16 protein-coding genes are annotated in these 18,022 nt (G+C 61.2%); 12 read left to right on the top strand and 4 right to left on the bottom strand.

All coding sequences use genetic code 11. From position 1 onward, the window contains the following. Positions 1 to 189: 189 nt before the first annotated feature. The 4 genes from FXO12_RS19985 (at position 190) to FXO12_RS19970 (ending at position 4,804) form a co-directional block, all read left to right on the top strand. Complete coding sequence (locus FXO12_RS19985; RefSeq protein ID WP_003195117.1) at positions 190 to 1,545, top strand: pitrilysin family protein; 1,356 nt, start codon at positions 190 to 192, stop codon at positions 1,543 to 1,545. Continuing rightward, positions 1,538 to 3,028, top strand: coding sequence for a pitrilysin family protein (locus tag FXO12_RS19980; protein WP_057976460.1), 1,491 nt, complete (start codon positions 1,538 to 1,540; stop codon positions 3,026 to 3,028). The genes FXO12_RS19985 and FXO12_RS19980 overlap by 8 nt, the downstream gene beginning before the upstream one ends. Then, positions 3,028 to 3,645, top strand: coding sequence for a 16S rRNA (guanine(966)-N(2))-methyltransferase RsmD (rsmD, locus tag FXO12_RS19975; RefSeq protein WP_034128953.1), 618 nt, complete (start codon positions 3,028 to 3,030; stop codon positions 3,643 to 3,645). The genes FXO12_RS19980 and rsmD overlap by 1 nt, the downstream gene beginning before the upstream one ends. A gap of 160 nt (positions 3,646 to 3,805) precedes the next feature. Then, positions 3,806 to 4,804, top strand: coding sequence for a hydrolase (locus FXO12_RS19970; protein WP_057976457.1), 999 nt, complete (start codon positions 3,806 to 3,808; stop codon positions 4,802 to 4,804). Positions 4,805 to 4,920: 116 nt separating this feature from the next. Here the strand turns inward: FXO12_RS19970 and FXO12_RS19965 are convergent, their stop codons facing one another. Both FXO12_RS19965 and FXO12_RS19960 read right to left on the bottom strand, forming a co-directional pair. After that, complete coding sequence (locus FXO12_RS19965) at positions 4,921 to 5,775, bottom strand: sulfurtransferase (RefSeq protein ID WP_054897588.1); 855 nt, start codon at positions 5,773 to 5,775, stop codon at positions 4,921 to 4,923. 33 nt (positions 5,776 to 5,808) lie between these two features. Continuing rightward, complete coding sequence (locus FXO12_RS19960; protein WP_005792294.1) at positions 5,809 to 6,480, bottom strand: TetR/AcrR family transcriptional regulator; 672 nt, start codon at positions 6,478 to 6,480, stop codon at positions 5,809 to 5,811. 145 nt (positions 6,481 to 6,625) lie between these two features. On the opposite strand from FXO12_RS19960, the gene FXO12_RS19955 reads away from it, so the two are divergent. From FXO12_RS19955 to FXO12_RS19935, 5 genes are all read left to right on the top strand, one after another. Continuing rightward, entirely contained in the window at positions 6,626 to 8,053 is a 1,428-nt protein-coding gene (locus FXO12_RS19955; RefSeq protein WP_057976456.1) for a coniferyl aldehyde dehydrogenase, read from the top strand. 29 nt (positions 8,054 to 8,082) lie between these two features. Next, complete coding sequence (locus FXO12_RS19950; protein ID WP_020301931.1) at positions 8,083 to 8,628, top strand: hypothetical protein; 546 nt, start codon at positions 8,083 to 8,085, stop codon at positions 8,626 to 8,628. A 53-nt stretch (positions 8,629 to 8,681) separates the two neighbouring features. Next, entirely contained in the window at positions 8,682 to 10,277 is a 1,596-nt protein-coding gene (locus FXO12_RS19945) for a GMC family oxidoreductase (protein ID WP_057976454.1), read from the top strand. Between the two features lie 103 nt (positions 10,278 to 10,380). Next, complete coding sequence (coaD, locus tag FXO12_RS19940) at positions 10,381 to 10,860, top strand: pantetheine-phosphate adenylyltransferase (protein ID WP_003195136.1); 480 nt, start codon at positions 10,381 to 10,383, stop codon at positions 10,858 to 10,860. 162 nt (positions 10,861 to 11,022) lie between these two features. Then, complete coding sequence (locus FXO12_RS19935) at positions 11,023 to 11,274, top strand: YfhL family 4Fe-4S dicluster ferredoxin (RefSeq protein WP_003195146.1); 252 nt, start codon at positions 11,023 to 11,025, stop codon at positions 11,272 to 11,274. Between the two features lie 123 nt (positions 11,275 to 11,397). Here FXO12_RS19935 and mutM read toward each other — a convergent pair whose 3' ends face one another. Continuing rightward, positions 11,398 to 12,210, bottom strand: a complete 813-nt coding sequence (gene mutM / locus FXO12_RS19930; protein ID WP_003195148.1) for a bifunctional DNA-formamidopyrimidine glycosylase/DNA-(apurinic or apyrimidinic site) lyase — start codon at positions 12,208 to 12,210, stop codon at positions 11,398 to 11,400. 21 nt (positions 12,211 to 12,231) lie between these two features. Then, positions 12,232 to 13,044 (bottom strand): HDOD domain-containing protein, encoded by an 813-nt coding sequence (locus FXO12_RS19925; protein WP_169918786.1) that lies wholly within the window; start codon positions 13,042 to 13,044, stop codon positions 12,232 to 12,234. A gap of 277 nt (positions 13,045 to 13,321) precedes the next feature. Between FXO12_RS19925 and FXO12_RS19920 the strand changes: the two genes are divergently transcribed. The 3 genes from FXO12_RS19920 to ilvD all read left to right on the top strand — a co-directional run bounded on the left by FXO12_RS19920 (position 13,322) and on the right by ilvD (position 17,904). Next, positions 13,322 to 14,518, top strand: coding sequence for a class I SAM-dependent rRNA methyltransferase (locus FXO12_RS19920; protein WP_005792302.1), 1,197 nt, complete (start codon positions 13,322 to 13,324; stop codon positions 14,516 to 14,518). Between the two features lie 124 nt (positions 14,519 to 14,642). Then, positions 14,643 to 15,833 carry an MFS transporter gene (locus FXO12_RS19915; RefSeq protein ID WP_057976451.1) on the top strand — a complete coding sequence of 397 codons (1,191 nt, stop codon included), beginning with the start codon at positions 14,643 to 14,645 and terminating at the stop codon, positions 15,831 to 15,833. Positions 15,834 to 16,062: 229 nt separating this feature from the next. Continuing rightward, positions 16,063 to 17,904, top strand: a complete 1,842-nt coding sequence (ilvD, locus tag FXO12_RS19910) for a dihydroxy-acid dehydratase (RefSeq protein WP_003195159.1) — start codon at positions 16,063 to 16,065, stop codon at positions 17,902 to 17,904. The last annotated feature ends 118 nt before the right edge of the window (positions 17,905 to 18,022 follow it).

Here is an 18,022-nt window from a genome sequence, read left to right as displayed (position 1 = left end):
GGTAAATAAAATTCGATGCGTAACAGACTGTTTTTTAGCCAGCTCGTTCATGCGCAACATTTTGTAAGGCCTAAATAGGGCCTCAACAAGACAGCCACAGTGGCCGTCCCTAGGTCGGATCAGTATCCTAGCACCTCCTCGCCCGCCGACGCTAAGACCAAGCGGGCAGCCCAACAGGTTTAAAAACGAATGAATGCTCTAGCCCGCCGCGCCGCAGGCCTGCTGTTCAGCACAGTTTGTCTGCCTCTCTCAGCTTTGGCTGCCGATCCACAACCCACCCATGAATTCACCCTCGATAACGGCCTCAAGGTGGTCGTGCGCGAAGATCATCGCGCGCCGGTGGTGGTTTCCCAGGTCTGGTACAAGGTTGGCTCAAGCTACGAAACCCCGGGCCAGACCGGTTTGTCCCACGCCCTGGAACACATGATGTTCAAGGGCAGCGCCAAGGTTGGCCCCGGCGAAGCCTCGCTGATCCTGCGCGACCTGGGCGCCGAAGAAAACGCCTTCACCAGCGACGACTACACCGCGTATTACCAGGTATTGGCCCGTGATCGCCTGGGTGTGGCCTTTGAGCTGGAAGCCGACCGCATGGCCAGCCTGCGCCTGCCGGCCGACGAATTCAGCCGTGAAATCGAAGTAATCAAGGAAGAACGCCGCCTGCGCACCGACGATAACCCCATGTCCAAAGCGTTCGAGCGCTTCAAGGCCATGGCCTTCCCCGCCAGCGGCTACCACACGCCGACCATCGGTTGGATGGCCGACCTGGACCGCATGAAGGTCGAGGAACTGCGCCACTGGTACCAATCCTGGTACGTGCCGAACAACGCCACCCTGGTGGTGGTCGGCGACGTGACCCCGGACGAGGTGAAAAACCTCGCCCAACGTTACTTCGGCCCGATCCCCAAGCGTGACGTGCCGCCGGCAAAAATCCCGATGGAACTGGCCGAGCCCGGCGAGCGCCTGCTGACCCTGCACGTGCAGACCCAATTGCCAAGCGTGTTCCTGGGCTTCAACGTGCCTGGCCTGGCCACCGCCGAAGACAAACGCTCGGTGCAGGCCCTGCGCCTGATCTCGGCGCTGCTGGACGGCGGCTACAGTGCACGGATCTCCGAGCAACTGGAGCGCGGTGAGGAACTTGTGTCCGCGGCTTCCACCAACTACGACGCCTACACCCGTGGCGACAGCCTGTTTACCCTCTCGGCCACGCCGAACCAGCAGAAGAAGAAAACCGTCGCCCAAGCCGAAGCCGGCCTGTGGCGCCTGCTCGATGAGTTGAAGGCCAAGCCGCCGACCGCTGAAGAACTGGAGCGCATCCGTGCCCAGGTCATTGCGGGCCTGGTGTACCAGCGTGATTCCATCACCAGCCAGGCCACGGCCATCGGCTCCCTGGAAACGGTCGGCCTGTCCTGGAAGCTCATGGACACCGAATTGGCCGACCTGCAAAGCGTGACGCCGGAAGATATCCAGAAAGCCGCGCGCACCTACTTCACCCGCGAACGTCTGAGCGTCGCCCATGTTTTGCCTGAGGAGACCGCTCATGAGTGATCGCAAAAACAGCCGCCTGATCCTGCCCGGCCTGATCGCCGTCACCCTGATGGCGGCCAGCGCCGTTTACTTCTTGCGCCCCAGCGAGTCGGTCGCCAGCCAGGCCCTGGACAAGGCTCAAACGGCCAGCACCCTGCAGTCCCTGGCGGAACTGGATGGCAAGGCACCGACCAACCGCAAGCTCGACGTACAAACCTGGACCACCGCCGAAGGCGCCAAGGTGCTGTTCGTCGAAGCCCACGAATTGCCGATGTTCGACATGCGCCTGCTGTTTGCCGCCGGCAGCAGCCAGGATGGCGACGTGCCAGGCCTGGCGCTGATGACCAACGCCATGCTCAACGAAGGCGTGCCGGGTAAGGATGTCAGCCAGATCGCCAGTGGGTTCGAAGGCCTGGGGGCCGATTTCGGCAACGGCGCCTATCGCGACATGGCGCTGGTGACCCTGCGCAGCCTGAGCGACAACGATAAGCGCACCGCCGCCCTGGCCCTGTTCGACCAGGTGATTGGCCAGCCGACGTTCCCGGCGGATTCCCTGGCGCGGATCAAGAACCAGATCCTGGCCGGTTTCGAGTACCAGAAACAGAACCCCGGCAAACTGGCGAGCATCGAGCTGTTCAAGCGTCTGTACGGCGACCATCCTTACGCGCATCCGAGCGAAGGCACCCCAGAAAGCGTGCCGAAAATTACCCTGGCACAGCTGCAGGCGTTCCATGCCAAAGCCTATGCGGCGGGTAATGCGGTGATTGCGGTCGTCGGCGACCTGACCCGTGCAGAAGCCGAGGCCATGACGGCCAAAGTGTCGGCATCGCTGCCCAAAGGCCCGGCCATGGTCAAGATCGCTCAACCGACCGAGCCAAAAGCCGGCCTGAGCCGTATCGAGTTTCCGTCCAAGCAAACCCACCTGCTGTTTGCGCAATTGGGCATCGACCGCGCCGACCCGGACTACGCAGCCTTGTCCCTGGGCAACCAGATCCTTGGCGGCGGCGGCTTCGGTACCCGTTTGATGAGCGAGGTGCGTGAAAAACGCGGCCTGACCTACGGCGTGTACTCCGGTTTCTCACCGATGCAGGTGCGCGGCCCGTTCATGATCAACCTGCAGACCCGCGCCGAAATGAGCGGCGGCACCCTGCGCCTGGTTGAGGATGTACTGGCTGATTACCTCAAGAACGGCCCAACACAAAAAGAACTGGACGACGCCAAGCGCGAACTGGCCGGCAGCTTCCCGCTGTCCACCGCCAGCAACGCCGATATCGTCGGGCAGTTGGGCGCCATGGGTTTCTACAACCTGCCGCTGAGCTATCTGGAAGATTTCATGAAACAATCCCAGGCCCTGACCGTCGATCAGGTCAAGGCTGCAATGAACAAACACTTGAGCGCCGACAAGATGGTCATCGTGACCGCCGGCCCGACGATTGCGCAAAAGCCACTACCGCCCCCCACTGATAAACCTGCCGAGCAGCCGCTCGGGGTTCCGGAGCATTAATGGCCAGTTCATCTCGCCCGAAAAAACCTGTCCACAACGTGCATAACGGTGTGGGCCAACTGCGCATCATTGGCGGTGAATGGGGCAGCCGCAAGCTGAGCTTCCCCGACGTCGTGGGCCTGCGCCCGACGCCCGATCGCGTGCGTGAAACCCTGTTCAACTGGCTCGCGCCGTACATAGGCGGGGCCAAAGTGCTGGACCCGTTCGCCGGCAGCGGCGCGCTGTTCCTGGAGGCGCTGTCCCGTGGCGCGGCCCAGGGCCAGGCGCTGGACGCCAGCAATGTGGCGGTGTCCAGCCTCAAGGAGCACCTGGGCACACTGCGTTGCACCACCGGCCAGGTGCAGACGGCCGACGCGCTGCGCTACCTGGAAACCCAGGCGGCCACTGAATACGACGTAGTGTTCCTCGATCCACCGTTCAACCAGAACCTGCTGCCGACCGTCTGCACACTGCTGGAAGAACGCCAGTGGCTGGCACCGGATGCCTGGATCTACACTGAGAGCGAGACCGCGCCGTCCACGCTCGGCCTGCCAAGTGGCTGGCGCCTGCACCGGGAGCAGAAGTCCGGGCGGGTGTATTACGCGTTGTGGCATCGTTTGGTCGAAAACGCCGCCTGATCGTGTGGCTAGAGATTGCTCCCGCTGGGCTGCGAAGCGGCCCTGAAACCTGCCAAGGTGTTCCGACTGAATAAACGCAGTGTTCTTGATGGGGCCGCTACGCGGCCCAGCGCGAGCAAGCTCGCTCGCCACAGTGAGTTCACTTGCCACCGAGAGCGTCATGACCCCTTCTTGCGACCTGTTCAAACCCGCCTTCGGCCTCAGCAACCCTCACTTGCAGACACTGTGGGGGCCGCTGTGGCGGCCGACCACCCACCTCGAGCGTCAGCGTGAGCGCCTGTGGCTGGAGGATGGCGACTTCCTCGATCTCGACTGGCACGGGCCTCATGACGTGCAAGCGCCTTTGGTGCTGGTGTTGCATGGGCTGACCGGTTCGTCCAATTCGCCCTATGTGGCCGGCCTGCAAAAAGTCCTCGCCACCCAAGGCTGGGCCAGTGCTGCGTTGAACTGGCGCGGCTGCTCGGGCGAGCCCAACCTGCTGGCTCGCAGCTATCACTCCGGCGCCAGCGAAGACCTGGCAGCCGCGATTGCTCATCTGCGCGCCAAACGGCCTTTGGCGCCCTTGTACGCGGTGGGTTACTCCCTGGGCGGCAACGTGTTGCTCAAGCATTTGGGGGAAACCGGCGAGGCTTCAGGGCTGCAGGGCGCGGCGGCGGTGTCGGTGCCGTTTCGCCTGGATCAATGCGCGGATCGCATTGGGCTGGGGTTCTCGCGGGTGTATCAGAAGCACTTCATGCGCGAGATGCTGGCGTATATCCGCGTCAAGCAACGCCAATTCCTGCAGGACGGTCGTGAGGATGGGCTCAAAACCCTGGAGGCCCTTGGCTCTCTGGAAAAGATGCGCACGTTCTGGGACTTCGACGGGCGGGTAACCGCGCCGCTGCACGGTTTCTTGAGTGCCGAGGATTACTATCGCCGCGCTTCCAGCCGCTATTACCTGGGCGGTATCCGCACGCCGACGCTGATTATCCAGGCGGCTGATGATCCGTTTGTGTTTGCGCACAGCTTGCCTGACGCCAGTGAGCTGTCGGCCTGCACCGAGTTCGAGTTGCTGGCCAAGGGCGGGCATGTGGGGTTTGTGGAGGGTTCGTTGAAGCGCCCTGGTTACTACCTGGAACGCCGGATCCCGCAGTGGCTCCAGACCCAATACGGTCAATAGTGTGGGAGCTGGCTTGCCTGCGATAGCGGTGGGCCAGCCAATGTTGAGGTGGCTGACACTCTGCTATCGCAGGCAAGCCAGCTCCCACATTTCAATGAAACGTTTACACCGGTCGTTTACTCGCCCGTGGCTATTTCCCGAGCTGGATCAGTAATCCACTCACTCCACGACCCCGCATACAACTTACCCAACGGGTACCCCGCCAGGCTCAACGCAAACAGGTTATGGCACGCCGTCACCCCAGACCCGCAATACGCCACCAACTCCTGCGGCGGGCGCCCTTGCAGCTGCGCGGCAAAGCGTTGCTTGAGCTGATCAGCCGGTAAGAAACGACCATCACTGCCCAGGTTTTCACTGAACGCCGCGCATTGCGCGCCAGGGATATGCCCGGCAATCGGGTCGATGGGTTCTACTTCGCCACGAAAGCGCGGCTGGGCGCGGGCGTCGATCAAGGTCAGGCCGGGTTGGCCCAGGCGTTTTTGCAGGTGTTCGGCATCCAGCAACAGACGATGATCCGGCGTACCGGCGAAGGTACCTGGCTCAACCACGGGCGCGTCCAGGCTCAGGGGGAAACCGGCGGCATGCCAGGCCTTGAGGCCACCATCCAGAATAAACACACCATCACGCTTGCCCAGCCAGGCCAGCAGCCACCAGGCACGGGCGGCGTAGGCACCGGGGCCGTCGTCATACAGCACCACATCGGTGTCGGCACTGATACCCCAGGCCCGCAGTTGCCTGGCGAACGTGTCCGCCGCCGGCAAAGGATGACGACCGGTCACGCCCTTGGTCACCGGGCCGCTCAGGTGGCGCTCCAGGTCGGCGTATTGCGCGCCCTCGATATGCCCTTCGGCGTAACTGCACAAGCCGTAGTCCGGGTCTTCCAGGGCAAAGCGGCAATCCAGGATCACCCACCCGCTCGACTGTTGGCGCTCGGCCAATTGCTGGGGGCTGATCAGTTGGGCAAGCGGCATGACTGACTCCTGTGAATACAAAGGGGAAAGGTCTTACTTCACTTCTTCCAGTGCCTGATTCAACGGCACGTAAAACTCTTTGAACAAGGCGTCCACCGCCTCTTTGGCCTGTGGCGTGACAAACCCCGCCTCCAGCACCAGCACCTGATAAACCCCACGCTTGATCGCCTCGGCGCTCAGGTGGGTGGATTTTTCATTGGTGGTACACAAAAAGCGCACCCACGAGGTGAGGATGATCCACGCATTCAGGGTCAGGGCTTCTGTTTGCACCGGGTCCATATTGAGAATGCCGGCATCGACAAAGCCCTGGTAGATCGCGCCGCCCTGGATCAGGCAACGCTGGGAAAAACGCCGGTAGCCGGTCGCCAGTTCCGGGTCGCTCTCCAGCAGGTGTTCGAGGTCGCGATGCAGGAAGCGATAACGCCACATGCCGGCCAATACGGCTTGCAGGTAAAAGCGTTTATCCTCCACCACCATCGTGCGTCCCTGGGGCGGGCGCAGGAAACTGTCTACCAACGCTTCATATTCGCGGAACAGCACGGCGATGATCGCCTGCTTGTTAGGGAAGTGGTAGTACAGGTTGCCCGGGGAAATTTCCATGTGGGCGGCAATGTGGTTGGTACTGACACTGCGCTCGCCCTGCTGGTTAAAAAGCTCCAGGCTGGTTTGCACAATGCGCTCGCTGGTCTTTACTCGTGGTGCCATAGGGGATCAGCTTCTATACACGGGATGGGGCATCTTACGGCCTAACCCGGCCAGGATAAATCTGGATGTTACTGCAATGTTATTTGACAATTTAGAGCAATGACTCTAAAAATCCAGGCAGACCAATAACAATCGGTGCCGCGCCATGTCTGCCAACGTTGCCTACCTGCAAGATTCCCAGGCGCTGGATCAACTCCAGGACCTGTTCGACGCCCAACGCCGCGCCTATGCCGCCAACCCGATGCCGCCGGCCGGGCAGCGCCAGCAATGGCTCAAGGCTCTGCGGGATCTGCTGAGCGACGAACGCCAGGCGCTGATCAATGCGATCAGCCAGGATTTCAGCCATCGCAGCGCCGACGAAACCCTGTTTGCCGAATTGATGCCTAGCCTGCATGGCATTCACTACGCGAGCAAACACCTCAAGGGCTGGATGAAACCTTCCCGCCGCGCTGTAGGCATTGCCTTCCAGCCCGCCTCAGCCAAAGTCATTTACCAGCCACTGGGCGTCGTCGGCGTCATCGTGCCGTGGAACTACCCGCTGTACCTGGCCATCGGCCCGCTGGTTGGGGCATTGGCTGCCGGTAACCGGGTGATGCTCAAGCTCAGCGAGTCCACGCCGGCCACCGGCGAGCTGCTCAAGGCGTTGCTGGCCAGGATCTTCCCCGAGGACTTGGTGTGCGTCGTGCTGGGCGAAGCTGACGTGGGCATGGCGTTTTCCAAGTTGCGCTTCGATCACCTGCTGTTCACCGGCGCTACCAGCATAGGCAAGCACGTGATGCGTGCGGCGGCCGAAAACCTCACGCCGGTGACCCTGGAGCTGGGCGGCAAATCGCCAGCCATTGTCTCGGCCGACGTGCCGCTCAAGGATGCTGCCGAACGCATCGCTTTCGGCAAAGCCTTGAACGCCGGACAAACCTGCGTGGCGCCGGATTATGTGCTGGTACCGGAAGATCGCGTGGAGGGCTTTGTCGAGGCGTATTCCAAAGCCGTGCGCGGGTTTTATCCGACGCTGGCCGACAACCCAGACTACACCGCCATCATCAACGAACGCCAACTGGCCCGGCTCAATGCCTACGCCAAGGACGCCACCGACAAAGGCGCCACCTTGATCCCGCTGTACGAGCAAGGCCAGGCGCGGCGAATGGCCCACAGCCTGCTGTTGAATGTCAGCGACGACATGACCGTGATGCAGGACGAAATCTTCGGCCCGCTCCTGCCCATCGTGCCGTATCGCGGCCTTGACCAAGCCTTTGCCTACATCAACCAGCGCCCTCGCCCACTGGCCTTGTATTACTTCGGCTACAACAAAGGCGAACAAGCGCGGGTGCTCCACGAAACCCATTCCGGCGGTGTGTGCCTGAACGACACCTTGCTGCACGTCGCCCAGGACGATATGCCGTTCGGTGGCATCGGCCCGTCAGGCATGGGCCATTACCACGGTCACGAAGGTTTCCTGACGTTCAGCAAGGCCAAGGGTGTGCTGGTCAAACAGCGCCTGAACGCAGCGAAGTTGATCTACCCGCCCTATGGTAAGTCGATCCAGAAGCTGATCCAGAAGCTGTTTATCCGCTGATAACCGCCACCTTCGGGACTATAAAAACAATGAACCCCAGCCTGACTGATTCACCCGCGCTGTCACGGCGCGGCGTCTTGAAAATCGGCCTGTGTGCCAGCGCCTTCCTCGCCACCGCCGGGTTGGGCGCCAGCCTCAGTGGTTGCTCCAGCAGTACGCCGGCCAGCGGCTTTGCGATGTTGCGCACCAGCGACTTGCCGTTCTTGCGGGCGGTAATCCCGGTGCTGCTAGAAGGCGCGGCTAGTGCCGAACAAGTGCTTGCAGGTATTGAGGGCACCCTGAAAAAGCTCGATTACAGCCTGCAGCACTTGTCGCCCGAGATGTTCAAGCTCACCCAGCAATTATTCGACGTACTGGGCATGGGCATTACCCGCGGCCCGCTGACCGGTATCTGGGGCAGTTGGGAAAACGCCAGCAGCGAACAGATCCGCAATTTCCTGCACCGCTGGGAAAACAGTTACCTGAACCTTTTGCGCATGGGCCAGGGCTCGCTGCTCAAACTAGTGATCATGGCCTGGTACTTCCGGCCCGAGTCCTGGGCCCATTGCGGCTACCCCGGCCCGCCCAAGATCTAGCCTGGGCAATCCCCCAAGATTGCATCTTCCGACAAGAATAAGAGAGCACACCTATGCCCGTACCCGATCTGTTCCGCGACGGCCTGGCCCGTGGCTGGAAAACCCACAATGGCGCCGCCCTGGATCACGACCTGACCCTGGAAGCGGATGTCGCCATCATCGGCAGCGGCGCCGGGGGCGGTACCACCGCCGAAATCCTCAGCGCCGCCGGCTACAAAGTGTTGCTGATCGAAGAAGGCCCGCTCAAGACCAGTAGTGATTTCAAGCTGCTGGAAGACGAAGCCTACGCCAGCCTTTACCAGGAAGGCATCGGCCGCATGAGCAAGGACGGCGCTATCACCATCCTGCAGGGCCGGGCGGTGGGCGGTACCACCTTGATCAACTGGACCTCCAGCTTTCGCACCCCTGACGCTACCCTCGCGCATTGGGCCAGCGAATATGCGGTCAAAGGCCACAGCAGCGCCGAAATGGCGCCCTGGTTCGAAAAAATGGAGCAGCGCCTGGGCATCGCGCCCTGGGCGCTGCCGCCGAATGCCAACAACGATGTGATCCGCAAAGGCTGTGAAAAGCTCGGCTACAGCTGGCATGTGATCCCGCGCAATGTGCGCGGCTGCTTCAACCTGGGGTATTGCGGCATGGGCTGCCCGGTCAACGCCAAGCAGTCAATGCTGGTGACGACCATCCCGTCCACCCTGGAAAAGGGCGGCGAACTGCTTTACCTGGCCCGCGCCGAACGGCTCACATACAGCGGCGACACCATCAGCAGCCTCGAATGCGTGGCCATGGACGAACGCTGCGTAGCGCCAACAGGGCGCAAGATCAGGGTGAAAGCCAAGCACTATGTGCTGGCGGGCGGCGGCATCAACAGCCCGGCCCTGCTGATGCGCTCCGACGCGCCCGACCCACACTCGCGGCTGGGCAAGCGCACCTTCCTGCACCTGGTCAATTTCTCCGCCGGGCTGTTCGACGAAGTGATCAACCCCTTCTACGGTGCGCCGCAATCCATCTACTCCGACCACTTCCAATGGCAGGACGGCACTACCGGCAAAATGTCCTACAAACTGGAAGCACCGCCCCTGCATCCAGGCCTGGCGAGCACCCTGTTTGGTGGCTACGGCAACCAGAACGCCCTGGACATGAACCAATTACCCCACACCCACGCCATGCTCGCCCTGCTGCGCGACGGCTTTCACCCCGACAGCCCAGGCGGCACGGTGGAGTTACGCGGTGACGGCACGCCAGTGCTCGACTATCAGGTCTCGCCCTACGCCTGGGACGGCCTGCGCCGGGCCTTCCACAGCATGGCCGAGATTCAGTTCGCGGCGGGGGCCAAATCGGTCAAGCCCCTGCATCACGACGCGCGTTTTGTGAACAACTTGGCCGAAGCGCGCAGCGTGATCGACGGTCTGAACCTGGAACTGCATCGCACCACCCTGGGCAGCGCCCACGTGATGGGCGGTTGTGCCATGGGTGAAGATCCGAAAAATGCCGTCGCCGACAGCCTGGGTCGCCATCATCAGTTGCGTAACCTGTCGATCCACGATGGCTCGCTGTTCCCCACCAGCATTGGCGCCAACCCGCAATTGTCGGTGTACGGATTGACCGCGCAACTGGCGAGCGCATTGGCCGAACGTCTGAAAACGGCATGAAAAGACAGGGTATTCACGGTATCTATCTACATAAGTCGACTTGGCCCACCGGTAATGCTGCGATACCATCCGGTTCCCCAACGGACTCCGCCAGGACGACGCGATGAACCGAGTGTTGTACCCAGGTACCTTCGACCCGATTACCAAAGGCCATGGCGATCTGGTCGAACGCGCCTCTCGCCTGTTCGACCATGTGATCATCGCGGTCGCGGCCAGCCCCAAGAAAAACCCGCTGTTTCCCCTGGAACAACGTGTGGAGCTGGCGCAAGAGGTCACCAAGCACCTGCCGAATGTGGAAGTAGTGGGCTTTTCGACACTGCTGGCGCATTTCGCCAAGGAGCAGAACGCCAATGTGTTCCTGCGTGGCCTGCGTGCGGTGTCGGACTTCGAATACGAATTCCAGCTGGCCAACATGAACCGCCAATTGGCGCCGGACGTGGAAAGCCTGTTCCTCACGCCGTCGGAGCGTTATTCGTTCATTTCCTCGACGTTGGTTCGTGAAATCGCTGCTTTGGGCGGAGATATCACCAAGTTCGTGCATCCAGCTGTAGCAGACGCACTGACATTGCGCTTCAAGAAGTAAGGCTCATTGTGGCGAGGGAGCTTGCTCCCGCTGGACTGCGCAGCAGTCCCAATCCTTTCATCCCTCACCACAGAGACAGGCTCGCACTGCGGGCGTCAATGCGGCACAATTGCGCGCATTAGTTTTCAGATGCCTTGGCAGAGTGCCCTGGCAGGAGTTTCCATGTCCCTGATCATCACCGACGATTGCATCAATTGCGACGTCTGCGAACCCGAGTGCCCGAACGCCGCCATTTCCCAAGGCGAAGAGATCTACGTGATCGACCCCAACCTGTGCACCCAGTGCGTCGGCCACTACGACGAACCGCAGTGCCAGCAGGTATGCCCGGTCGATTGCATTCCTCTGGACGAGGCACACCCTGAGACTGAAGAGCAGTTGATGGAGAAGTACCGCAAGATTACCGGTAAGGCCTAAGCCTCTTCATTGCCCGTAAAGGCCTCATCGCAGGCAAGTCAGCTCCCACACTTGGATATGTGAATACATTCAAATGTGGGAGCTGGCTTGCCTGCGATAGCAATCTCAGCCCTCACCCAACCATCAGCTCTGACACCTAGGGCAAAACACACTCGCCCGCTGCCCCAGCACCACATTGCGCAGCTCAGTGCCGCAGACCTTGCACGCCTCGCCGCCCCGGCCATACACGAACAGTTCCTGCTGGAAATACCCCGGCTGCCCATCGCCGCCGATAAAGTCCCGCAACGTGGTACCGCCCCGCTCGATGGCAGCGGCCAGCACCCGCTTGATCTCAATCGCCAGCTTCAAATAACGCCCGCGTGAAATTCCCCCGGCGGCGCGGCGCGGGTCAATCCCCGCTGCAAACAGCGCCTCTGTCGCATAGATATTACCCACGCCTACCACCACCGCGTTGTCCATGATGAACGGCTTCACCGCCATCGACTTGCCGCGAGACAGCTGGAACAAACGCTCGCCATCAAACAGGTCGGTCAACGGCTCCGGCCCCAGCCGCATCAGCAACTCATGGTTGTGCGGGTCGAGGCTCCAGAGCATCGCACCGAAGCGCCGCGGGTCGGTGTAGCGCAGGGCCATACCCGATTCCAGCTCGATATCCACATGTTCATGCTTGGCCGCCGGCATACCTACCTCCACCAGGCGCAAGTTGCCCGACATGCCCAGGTGGCTGATCAAGGTGCCCACCTCGGCATTGATCAACAGGTATTTGGCCCGGCGCTCCACCAGCACGATGCGCTGCCCTGACAGGCGCACATCCAGGTCTTCCGGAATTGGCCAGCGCAGGCGCCGCTCACGCACTACCACGCGGCTGACGCGCTGGCCTTCCAGGTGCGGGGCAATGCCGCGTCGGGTGGTTTCGACTTCTGGTAACTCGGGCATGTGTACCTCTTGAATGACGGGTCAGTGCGCGCCCAGTTCGCGGATCGACAACTTCAGGCTCTCGAAGTCGTAGTCCGACAGGCCCACGTAATCCAGCACCAGGTGGCCGATGGCATTCCACTCATGGTCCACCGCCTGGTTACCCAGTACGCGGTAAGACGAACAGATATGCTCGGCCATCTTCAAAATGGCCAGCAGGTTCTTGAGCTGCGGGTTGCGCGTCGTCTCATCGCTGAAAATCACCAGGGCGTTATGGTGATTGGCGATGGCGTCGGTGACATGCTCCGGCAGGCGCCAGGACTTGGCGGTGTAGTAGCCGACTACCGCATGGTTGGTGTGGAACGCATTGTTCTCGGTATCGACCACGCGGCAATCCGGGCCGGCGTTGGCGTAAGCCTGTTCCAGCACGGACATGTAGTTGGGGAAGCGCTTGAGCATCAACGGCACGCCGCAATCGTGGAACAGGCCCAGGGCATAGGCTTCGTCGACGGTTTGCGAGCCGGTGCGCTTGGCCAGTGTGAGGCAGGTCATGGCCACATCCTGGGCAGTGTCCCAGAAGCGGTTGAGGGTGACGATGGTGTCGTCGCACATCTCGCCCTTGATTGACTGCGCGTTGATCAAATTGATGATCGAGCGGCTGCCCAACAGGTTTACCGCGCGCTGGATCGATGCAATTTTGTTGCTCAGGCCGTAATACGGCGAATTGACGATCTTGAGCAGCGCGCCGGACAAGCCCGGGTCCTGGGAGATCAACCTTGCAATCACTTCCAGGTCCGGGTCGGGCATGTACTGCTCCATCTGCAAATCCACCATGATTTGCGGTTGGGGCGGCACGCTGATGCCTTGCAGGGCCTGTTGGATCTGCTCGGGGGAAAGCTCTTGGGACATAAGTACACACTCTGGGCTAGGCGCGAATTCTACCCCTTATGCCGATGTGGCCGACACCCAAAAACCCAACTGAAACCCGATCGAATGTGGGAGCTGGCTTGCCTGCGATAGCCTCACCACCGTACGTCTGATACACCGCGCCGCCCGCATCGCAGGCAAGCCAGCTCCCACATGAAAGAGTGCGCAAAGGGTATACTCCCGCTCTTTTTTCCGGAGCGACGTCATGTCCCTGCCAAGCCTGCGTCTCAAAGCCAACGCCGATCGTCGTTTGCGCAACGGCCACCTGTGGGTCTACAGCAACGAAATCGACGTGGCCGCCACCCCACTCCACGGCTTCCAGGCAGGCGACCAGGCTATCCTGGAAGCGGCCGGCGGCAAGACCCTGGGCATCGTGGCCATGAGCCCGAACAACCTGATCTGTGCCCGCCTGCTGTCGCGCGACATCAAGTTGCCGCTGGACAAGTCGCTGCTGGTGCACCGCCTCAACGTCGCGCTGTCCCTGCGTGACCGCCTGTTCGACAAGCCGTTCTACCGCCTGGTCTACGGTGATTCCGACCTGCTGCCGGGCCTGGTGGTCGACCGTTTCGGCGACATCCTGGTGGTACAGATCGCCTCGGCGACCATGGAAGCGCATAAAGAAGACGTGATCGCCGCGCTGACCCAAGTGCTCAAGCCCAGCGGCATCCTGTTCAAGAACGACTCCGCCGCACGCGACGCCGAAGGCCTCAACCGCTACGTCGAAACCGTGTTCGGCCTGGTGCCGGAGTGGGTGGCGCTGGAAGAAAACGGCGTCAAGTTCGAAGCCCCGGTGATCCAGGGCCAGAAAACCGGCTGGTTCTACGACCACCGCATGAACCGCGCCCGCCTGGCCCCGTATGCCAAGGGCAAGCGAGTACTGGACCTGTACAGCTACATCGGCGGCTGGGGCGTGCAGGCTGCAGCCTTCGGCGCCAGTGAAGTGTTCTGCGTCGACGCTTCGGCCTTCGCCCTCGACGGCGTAGAGCGCAACGCCGCGCTGAACGGTTTTGCCGAGAAGATGACCTGTATCGAAGGCGACGTCTTTGAAGCGCTTAAAGAACTGAAAGCCAGCGAAGAACGCTTCGACGTGATCGTCGCCGACCCACCGGCCTTCATCAAGCGCAAAAAAGACATGAAAAACGGCGAAGGCGCCTACCGCCGCCTCAACGAGCAAGCCATGCGCCTGCTCAGCAAAGACGGCATCCTCGTCAGCGCGTCGTGCTCCATGCATCTGCCGGAAGACGACCTGCAAAACATCCTGCTCACCAGCGCCCGCCATCTGGACCGCAACATCCAGATGCTCGAACGTGGCGGCCAAGGCCCGGACCACCCGGTGCACCCGGCGATTGTCGAGACGCGGTATATCAAGAGCATTACCTGCCGGTTGCTACCCAATAGCTGATGCTGTTCCCTGTAGGGACTTGCGGGTTCCTACAGGTTTTCAGGAAATGTCGTACTGCCCCAGGCTTTGACTTTCCGTAGCGCAGACTCGATCCTCGCCCCTCTCATGGAACCGAGGCTCGCGCATGTCGAAGGCAATTACACAGGCTGAAAAACCGCTCTTGGTTTTCTGGCTGATGACCATGACTTTGCTGGGCGTCTTCCCCCTTGACGTCGTACTGCCCTCCTTTCCCGCCCTGGCTGAACACTTCCATACCTCGACCACCCATATCGCTCGATCCGTCAGCCTGTTCGCCATTGGATTTTCCTGCTCAATGCTGCTGATCGGCCCGCTGTCCGACAGAATCGGTCGCAAGAAGCTACTCCTGGCCAGTATGGTAGTAGCCATCCTGGGTGCAGTCGGGTGTCTGGCCGCCAGAAACACGCCCCAATTCCTGTTCTTCCGGGTCATTCAGGCCATAGGCTGCGGTGGTTTCATACTGTCCCAAGCGCTGGTGCAGGACCTTTTTTTCGGCAGGGAACAGGAGCGGTTGCGCATAGCAATGGCCACGGCCGGAGGCATTTTCATCTCGATTTCCCCAGTGCTGGGCGCATGGCTGCAATTGCACTGGGGATGGAAAGCCAGCTTCTACGCGTTTATCGCCCTCTGTGCCGCAACGTGGTTTATGGCTCACCGATTACTGCATGGCGGCTTCCCTCCAACCGCGCCAGGCGAGCGGGGTATTTTCAGGGCCTACGCCAAGGTTTTCGCCAACAGACATTTCGCCAGCTACGCCACGATCTCCGCGATCACCTTCGCCTGTCATTTCTCATTCATCGTTGTGTCACCGCTCATTTTCATGGACCAGTTAAAGCTGTCACCCCATGAGTACTCATTGACCTTGCTTCTCTACGGCGCCGCCTACGTAGTGGGAGGCCTCTGTGCCGGCGTCCTGCACAAACGGCTGGCGGCGGCTACCCAGATGGCAGTCGGGCTGGTTCTGATCGCAATCTCTGGCGTAGTCATGCTGCTGTTGGCCTACCTGTTAGGCTTATCAACCCCGACAGTATTGGTGCCCATGCTGCTCTGCACGGCGGGCACCACCATCACCCGGCCCATTTCCAACTCCAAGGCCATGAGCCTGTTTCCAGACAATGCGGGAGCCGCAGCTTCCGCCGTTGCGGCAGTGCTGTTCATTGCTGGCGGCTGTATCAGTGCGTTTATCAGCACCTTTACCCACCAGTTGAGTACTGCGCTTGGCTTGTGTTTTCTGATCCTGAGCCTTGCCGCCCTTGCGTTGAACTCATGGGCACGGCGGCGCCCGCACGTCCTGTAGCGGCTAACTTCAAGGTTGCGCCCATTCCCTCCAGCCGCCAGCGGTGTAGAATCGGCCCTATTCATCGCCAGTCATCCCCCGGCGGGTTTATGAGCTCGAGGCCCAAGCACGCGGCGATCCCGCGACGCGAGTGGCAACTTCCGGACACACGGCCATTTTCTGAGTGTTCCAGTCGTCAATTAGAAGCTCACTCCCCTTTAGTACTTGATTAGCCGCCCGGAGTGCTCCAATGCCTGATTACCGCTCGAAAACATCCACCCACGGCCGCAACATGGCCGGTGCGCGCGCGCTGTGGCGTGCCACGGGGATGAAAGATGACGACTTCAAAAAGCCGATCATCGCGATTGCCAACTCTTTCACCCAGTTCGTGCCTGGCCATGTCCACCTCAAGGACCTGGGCCAACTGGTCGCCCGCGAGATCGAACGCGCCGGTGGCGTGGCAAAGGAATTCAACACCATTGCCGTGGATGACGGCATCGCCATGGGCCATGACGGCATGCTGTATTCGCTGCCGAGCCGCGAGATCATCGCCGACTCCGTGGAGTACATGGTCAACGCCCACTGCGCCGACGCCATCGTGTGCATTTCCAACTGCGACAAGATCACCCCTGGCATGTTGATGGCTGCCTTGCGCCTGAACATCCCGGTGATCTTCGTTTCCGGCGGGCCGATGGAAGCCGGCAAGACCAAACTCGCCTCCCACGGCCTCGACCTCGTCGACGCCATGGTGATCGCCGCCGATTCCAGCGCTTCTGACGAGAAGGTCGCGGAATACGAGCGCAGCGCCTGCCCGACCTGCGGTTCGTGCTCCGGCATGTTCACCGCCAACTCGATGAACTGCCTGGTGGAAGCCTTGGGCCTGGCCTTGCCGGGCAACGGTTCCACACTGGCCACTCACAGCGACCGCGAGCAGTTGTTCCTGCAGGCCGGCCGCACCATCGTTGAGCTGTGCAAGCGCTACTACGGCGAGAACGATGAGTCGGTGTTGCCGCGCAATATCGCCAACTTCAAGGCGTTCGAAAACGCCATGACCCTGGACATCGCCATGGGCGGTTCCACCAACACCATCCTGCACCTGCTGGCCGCGGCCCAGGAAGCCGAGATCGACTTCGACCTGCGCGACATCGACCGCCTGTCCCGTCACGTGCCGCAACTGTGCAAAGTCGCGCCGAACATCCAGAAGTACCACATGGAAGACGTGCACCGCGCCGGCGGGATCTTCTCGATCCTCGGCTCCCTGGCCCGTGGCGGCCTGCTGCACACCGACCTGCCAACCGTGCACAGCAAGTCCATCGCCGAAGGCATCGCCAAGTGGGACATCACCCAGACCGACGACGAAGCCGTGCACACCTTCTTCAAGGCCGGCCCGGCCGGTATCCCGACGCAGACGGCGTTCAGTCAGTCGACCCGTTGGGACACCCTGGATGACGACCGTGAAAACGGCTGCATCCGCAGTGTCGAGCACGCCTACTCGCAAGAAGGCGGCCTGGCCGTGCTGTACGGCAACATCGCCCTCGACGGCTGTGTGGTCAAAACGGCAGGCGTGGATGAGTCCATCCACGTCTTCGAAGGCCGCGCCAAGATCTACGAAAGCCAGGACAGCTCGGTACGCGGCATCCTCGCGGACGAAGTCAAGGAAGGCGATATCGTGATCATCCGCTACGAAGGCCCCAAAGGCGGCCCGGGTATGCAGGAGATGCTTTACCCCACGTCCTACCTGAAATCCAAAGGCCTGGGCAAAGCCTGCGCCCTGCTGACCGACGGCCGTTTCTCCGGCGGCACGTCGGGCCTGTCCATCGGCCACGCTTCGCCGGAAGCCGCTGCCGGTGGCGCGATTGGCCTGGTGCAGGATGGCGACAAGGTGCTGATCGACATCCCGAACCGCTCGATCAACCTGTTGATCAGCGATGAAGAACTGGCAGCACGCCGCGTTGAGCAGGACAAGAAAGGCTGGAAGCCAGTGGAGAAGCGCCCGCGCAAAGTCACCACCGCATTGAAGGCCTACGCGTTGTTGGCCACCAGTGCCGACAAGGGTGCCGTACGCAACAAAGCCATGCTCGACGGCCTGTAAGCCCCGCGCATAAAAAAGCCCCGCCAGGTGCGGGGCATTTTTATGCCTGGCCAAAACCTCCACAACACCGAGGATCAACTGTGGGAGCTGGCTTGCCTGCGATAGCTATAGGCCTGCC

Source organism: Pseudomonas sp. J380, assembly GCF_009827115.1.
GTDB classification, from domain to species: domain Bacteria; phylum Pseudomonadota; class Gammaproteobacteria; order Pseudomonadales; family Pseudomonadaceae; genus Aquipseudomonas; species Aquipseudomonas paracarnis.
The sequence above is the reverse complement of the archived record's forward strand: the minus strand, read 5'-3'. Positions and strand labels throughout refer to the sequence as shown.